Here is a 6,020-nt window from a genome sequence, read left to right on the forward strand (position 1 = left end):
GACTCCGAGCGTATGGGCTCGTGCGCGCGCTTTTCTTGCGTCTCGGCGGAGCGAAGCGGCGATCTCGCAGGGGCGGGCGCACGTCTCCACCGCCCCTCTCCGGCCCCGTGGTCAGCGGTTGCCCAGGTGTCGTGCAGGTGCCACCCCCCGTCCGGGGCTAGATTCCTCACCGCTTCCATTTCCCTCCCCTCATCGGGTCGAAGATGGGGCGACACCGTGTCCGCATCCCGAGTGCGGAGACATCCGATCGGACAGGCGCGCCGAACACCCTGGCGGCGCGCTCGATCGGCGAGCCATCCTGAGAGAGAGGATCGGAGCGCGTGACGGGACCCGAACCCGGAAGCGACCAGAGAACAGCCAGCATCGACCACCACCCCGAGAACCTCCGCCTGCTCCCCTGGCCGCAGGCGGACGCCTCCGTCCTGCGCGACACCCTCGCGCACGCGGGCGGCGGACTCGAGAGCGAGAGCGAGATCCTCGTGCGCCACGACCGCTACCTGCGCGGTTGGGCGGACGGCGACGCGTTCTTCTACGTGGTCGAGCTGGACGGACTCTCCGTCGGCTCCATCGGCTATTGGTATGGCTGCTCGCGCGGCGTCGTCGCCTACGAGGCGGCGTGGAGCATCGCTCCGCACGCCCGCGGCGTCACCGCGGACTCCGTGCGGATGCTGCTCGAGGAGGCGGCGGCGTTCCCCGTGCCCCGCTTCGTGCACGCCTTCGTGGCGGAGAGCGACCTGGACGCCGGCGCGACCTGCGTCGAGGCCGGCTTCGACCGGATCGACCTCGTCGAGCAGGGCGAGCCGCCGGAGCTCTACGTGGACTGGGCGTTCGACCTGGCCGCCGTGGCCTGATCAGATCCCGTGGCGCTCCAGCCACGGCCGCAGCACCGCGAGGAACTCCTCCGGGTGCTCGAGGCCGGGCAGGTGCGCCGCGTCCTCGAGCACGTGCAGCTCGGCACCGCTCACCTCGGCGGCGAGGTGCTCGCAGACCGGCAGCGACTCCGAGAGGTCGTGCGCGCCCGCCACGACGAGTGTCGGCACGGCGATCTCCCCGAGCCGCTCGCCCGCCGGCCCGGAGGGCTCGATCGGGCGGGGGGCCTCCTCCTCGTGGCCGACGCCCGTGAGCGCGAGCTCCCGGACCCGCGCGAGGAACTCCGGAGCGACGTCGTCCGCGGAGTGGTCGGGACCCACGGCCCAGAGCTCCGCCTCGACGATCGCCGCGGCCTCCCGCTCGCCCGCGAGCTCCAGCGCCTCGACCTCCCCGAAGCGGCGCTCCTCCTCCGCCGTCAGCGCGGGGTAGTCGAAGCCCGCCAGGCCCGGGGCGATCACGACCAGGCCGGTCACCCGCTCCGGATGCTCGAGCGCCAGGTCGAGCGCGAGCGTCCCGCCCCGCGAGCAGCCGACGACCACCGCGCGCTCGACCCCGAGGTGGTCGAGCACGTCCAGGGCGTCCCGGCGCGGGTCGTACTCCACGTCCTCCGTGCTCGTTCCGCCCGCGCCGCGGACGTCGTAGCGGACCACCAGCCGGTCGCGCGAGAGGTCGGGGACGAGCGGGTCCCACATCCGCAGGTCGGCGATGCCCGCGTGCACGAGCAGCAGGGCGGGCGCGGAGGCGTGGCCGTCCGCCTCCCAGTGGAGGCTCGCGCCGGGGACCTCGAGATGCGGCATGCCGCACACCGTAGGCGCGTCGCGCCGGCGCTGCAACGCCCCGGCCACTGCCTAGGGTGGAGGCGCGACAGCGGACGGGCCGCGGCGGGGAGGCGGCGGCGTGGAGGGCGTGCTCACCGGCTTCTCGATCATCGGGGTCGTCATCGCGGTCGGCTACCTGATCGCGCGGTTCCGGATCGTCCCGCCCGAGAGCCGGCTGATCCTGTCGCGGATCGCCTTCTTCGTCACGACGCCGGCGCTGCTGTTCACCGTGCTGTCGCGGGCCGACGTCTCCGTCCTCTTCTCCTCGTTCCTGCTCGTCTCGCTCCTGACGGTGCTGACCGTCGCCCTGCTCTACGTGCTGGCCTCGCGGCTGCTCTTCCCCCGCCCGCTGCCGGAGACGGTGATCGGGACCGCGGCCTCCTCCTACGTCAACGCCAACAACATCGGGCTGCCGGTCGCCATCTACGTGCTGGGCGATCCGCAGTGGGTGGCCCCGACGCTCCTCCTGCAGCTGATCGTCCTCGCGCCGACGATCCTGACGCTGCTCGACGTCTCGACGAGCGGGCGGACCTCGGTCGGCGCGATCCTCACGCAGCCGCTGCGGAATCCGATGATCATCGCCTCCGCCCTCGGCCTCGTCGTCGCCCTCACCGGCGTCGAGCTGCCCGCGCCCGTGCTGCAGCCGTTCTCGATCATCGGCAACGCGTCGATCCCGCTGGTGCTGATCGCCTTCGGGATGTCGCTGCGCGGGCAGCGGCCGCTGGAGGCGGGGCCGGCGCGGGTCGAGGTGGTCGTCGCCTCCGTGCTCAAGTCGCTGGTGATGCCGGCGGTCGCGCTGCTGCTGGGGCGCTTCGCGTTCCACCTCGACTCCGAGCACCTCTTCGTGGTGACGGTGACCGCCGCGCTGCCGACCGCGCAGAACATCTTCACCTTCGCCTCGCGCTACGACCGGGGCGTCGCCGTCGCCCGCGACACGGCCCTCGTGACCACGGTCGCCGCGGTGCCCGTGCTCATCGGGGTGTCCCTCCTGCTGGGCTGAGCGGAGCAGCATCCCCGGCTCCCGCTCGGGCCCGGCGGAGGCGCCGGACGGCCCGCGCATCCGCGTCGCGTGTCCCTCGTCCTGGGACGGGGCCGGTGGCGCGGGCCCGGTCGCACTCCGCCGACCGTCGCTTAGGCTCTCTCGAATGAGCACCACCACGTCCGCCGACCGCTCCGCCCGCGGCAGGCCGCGCCGCCGTCGCGGCCTCTGGATCACGCTGATCGTCCTCCTGGTCCTGCTGATCGGCGCCGTCGTCGCGGTGCTCCTCGGCGTGCGCACCTACGACAAGGCGATGACCGTCCGCGACAAGCTGACCGAGGCGATCCCGCTGGTGTCGCAGGTGACGGACAGGCTGACGACGTTCGACACCTCCGGGGCGGAGGAAACCGCGGGCCGGATCGCGACCCTCACCGGCGAGGCGCGCGACGAGACCGAGGACCCGGTGTGGCGGGTGATGGAGGTGGTGCCCGTCCTCGGGCCGAACCTGTCCGCGGTACGCGCCGCGACCGAGATCGCCGACGACGTCTCCGGCCGGATCGTCACGCCGCTCTCCACGACCTCGCTCGACATCCTCAAGCCCGTCGACGGCAGGGTCGACCTCGCGGCGATCACCGAGCTGTCGCAGAAGATCACCGTCGCCAAGGAGGTCGTCGACGCGGCGCAGACCCGCGTCGAGGGCATCGACCGCGGCCCGCTGGTGCCGCAGGTCGCCTCGGCCCTCGACTCCTTCACTCCGCAGCTGGCCACCGCGACCGCGGCGATGGAGCAGGTCGAGCCGCTCACCGCGATCCTCCCCGACTCCCTCGGAGCGTCCGGTCCACGCCACTACCTGGTGATGTTCCAGAACCTGGCGGAGTCGCAGGCTCTGGGCGGCGGCGCGTCGTCGGTGATGCAGCTCGACGTCGACGGCGGCGCGATCTCGATCGGCCGTCAGCTGGGCAGCGGCGACTTCCGCGGTCTGGCGCCCGTCACCGTCGACCAGAGCGCGCTCGACACCATCGGCGAGAACATGGCGACGACCTTCAACGTCTCGACCAGCCGCCCCGACTTCCCGACGGCCGCCTCGATCGCGTCCCAGTTCTGGGCGCAGAAGTTCCCCGAGCAGAGGATCGACGGCGTCCTCGCGATCGACCCCGTCGCCCTCTCCTACCTCCTCGGCTCGACCGGGCCGGTGACCCTCACCGACGGCACGGTCCTCACGAGCGAGAACACCGTCTCGACCCTGCTCAACGAGGTCTACTTCCGCTACCCGGAGTCGGTCGTGGCCGAGCGCACCGACGAGTTCTTCTCGGAGGCGAGCGCGACGGTCCTGGGGAAGATCCTCGGCGGGGAGATGGAGCCCACGAAGATGCTCCCGGCGATCGTGAAGGCGGTCGACGAGAGCCGCATCCTCGCCTACAGCTCCGACGCCGACGAGCAGGCGCTCCTCGCGCCCACGCCGATCGCGGGGGTCCTGCCGCAGACGACGACCGACGGCACGACCACCGGAGTGTTCTTCCAGGACGCCTCGGGCGGCTCGAAGATGGACTACTACCTGAGCACGGCGGTCACGCAGTCGAGCGCGGGCCGGTGCGCCGCCTCCGGCGCGGTCTTCACCACCTCCGTCACCGTGACCAACACGATCTCGAAGGCGGTCGCTCGGACGCTGCCCGGCTACGTCGCCGCGGCCGGCGGGCGCGGCGCGTACCCTCTGGGCGACTTCGTCACCAACATCTACGTTTACGGCCCTCCCGGGACCACGGTGTCGAGCGCGGCCTGGGCCGACGGCACGGGCTATGGACCCGAGAGCCTCGACGACCTCGGCCGTCCCGTCTCGAAGGTCGCCGTGCAGCTCTCGCCCGGCCAGTCCGAGACGTTCGACGTGCAGTTCAGCGCCGGCGACGCCTCCGGCTTCGGCGACCAGTTCGTGCGGGTGACCCCGATGATCAACCCCACCGCGGTGACGCTGAACGACGAGCCCGCCTGCGGCTGACCTCGCCGGCGGTCGGCGCCCCGGGTCGGTGCTGGACCAGCGCTGACCGCGCCGACCGCTGACGCGCCCCCGGGTCGGTGCTAGACCAGCGCCGACCCGGGGATCGAGCTCGTCACGAGCGAGGAGGCGAGGAACGCGGTGGCGATGCAGAGCACGAACCCGATGACCGGCACGAGGAACGCGCGGCGGCCCACGAGGTAGCGCACGACCGTCACGGCCACGGCGATCAGTGTCAGCGCGGGCGGCCCGATCAGCGCGATCGAGACGCCCCAGTCGATCCGGTCGAAGTCGCAGGCGAAGTTCTGGCCCTCGCACTGCGCGGGGAAGACCGAGAGGATCGCGGCGAGGTAGCCGAGCACGATCGTGAGCAGGCCGAGGGCGAGGCAGCCGAGGATCGAGAGCACGAGGTCCCAGCGGCGCCGGCGCGGCTTCCCGGCGGCGATGATCTCGCCCACCGAGCGGTAGGCGTCGGACCGGAACTCGTCGTGCGCGGCTGCGGGACGGGCGGTCGCAGGGCGGGCGGTCGCAGGGCGTGCCGTCGCGGGTCGGGAGGCGGGGCGGGAGGCACCGGCCGAGGCGGCCTGGGCCCGCGCGCGCTTCTTCTTCGACGAGGCCATGCTCAGAAGATCATCGGGCGGTCGTCGTCGAGGGTCGTCTCCAGGTCGAGATCGACCACCACCGGGACGTGGTCGCTCGGGGCGTCGCCCTTGCGCTCGTCGCGGTGGATCGAGGCGCCGGTGACGAGCTCGCCGAACGCGGGGGAGCCGAGCACGAAGTCGATCCGCAGCCCCTCGTTGCGCGGGAAGCGGAGCTGCTTGTAGTCCCAGTAGGTGTAGCCCTCGGGCACGAGGGGGCGGACGACGTCGCGCAGGCCCGCGTCCTCGAAGGCGGCGAAGGCGGCGCGCTCGGGGATCGAGACGTGCGTGGATCCGGGGCCGAGGCTCGGATCGCCCACGTCGCTGTCGAGCGGCGCGACGTTCCAGTCGCCGACCAGGGCGAGCGGCAGGTCGGGCTCGGCGGCCAGCCACTCGCGGGTGCTCGCCTCGAGGGCCGCGAGCCACTCGAGCTTGTAGAGGTAGTGCGGGTCGTCGACCGCGCGGCCGTTCGGAACGTAGAGGCTCCAGACGCGCACGCCGTCGACCGTCGCGCCGATCGCGCGGGCCTCGAGCGGGTAGGAGCCGTCGGCCGCCGCCTCCTTCGCGAAGCCGGGCATGCCCGGGAAGCCGACCTGCACGTCCTCCATCGGCAGGCGCGAGGCGATGCCGACGCCGGGTACCACGTCGAGATGGTCGGGCTCAGCCAGTGGAACGGCGTCGGCATCGCCTCGCGCCTGCCGATGGAGGACGTGCAGGTCGGCTTC

The 6,020-nt window shown here is 72.6% G+C and carries 6 protein-coding genes; 3 read left to right on the forward strand and 3 right to left on the reverse strand.

The window, feature by feature from the left end:
- Positions 1-320 precede the first annotated feature (320 nt).
- A complete protein-coding gene (locus tag C5C74_RS13145) occupies positions 321-851 on the forward strand; it encodes a hypothetical protein (RefSeq protein WP_104351684.1) in 531 nt (176 codons plus the stop codon).
- Here the strand turns inward: C5C74_RS13145 and C5C74_RS13150 are convergent, their stop codons facing one another.
- Positions 852-1,667, reverse strand: a complete 816-nt coding sequence (locus tag C5C74_RS13150; RefSeq protein ID WP_104262613.1) for an alpha/beta fold hydrolase — start codon at positions 1,665-1,667, stop codon at positions 852-854.
- 100 nt (positions 1,668-1,767) lie between these two features.
- On the opposite strand from C5C74_RS13150, the gene C5C74_RS13155 reads away from it, so the two are divergent.
- Both C5C74_RS13155 and C5C74_RS13160 read left to right on the forward strand, forming a co-directional pair.
- The gene (locus C5C74_RS13155; protein ID WP_104222809.1) at positions 1,768-2,688 is read left to right on the forward strand and encodes an AEC family transporter; all 921 of its coding nucleotides are present in this window, start codon (positions 1,768-1,770) and stop codon (positions 2,686-2,688) included.
- Positions 2,689-2,833: 145 nt separating this feature from the next.
- Positions 2,834-4,660, forward strand: coding sequence for a DUF4012 domain-containing protein (locus C5C74_RS13160; protein ID WP_104351685.1), 1,827 nt, complete (start codon positions 2,834-2,836; stop codon positions 4,658-4,660).
- Positions 4,661-4,740: 80 nt separating this feature from the next.
- On the opposite strand, the gene C5C74_RS13165 is transcribed toward C5C74_RS13160, so the two are convergent.
- Positions 4,741-5,277, reverse strand: a complete 537-nt coding sequence (locus tag C5C74_RS13165) for a hypothetical protein (RefSeq protein ID WP_104260953.1) — start codon at positions 5,275-5,277, stop codon at positions 4,741-4,743.
- A gap of 2 nt (positions 5,278-5,279) precedes the next feature.
- Positions 5,280-6,020: exodeoxyribonuclease III (locus C5C74_RS13170; protein ID WP_104351688.1), on the reverse strand; the 741-nt coding region annotated here is incomplete at its 5' end.

It is taken from the genome of Rathayibacter sp. AY1E8, assembly GCF_002931415.1.
Taxonomy (GTDB): Bacteria; Actinomycetota; Actinomycetes; order Actinomycetales; family Microbacteriaceae; genus Rathayibacter.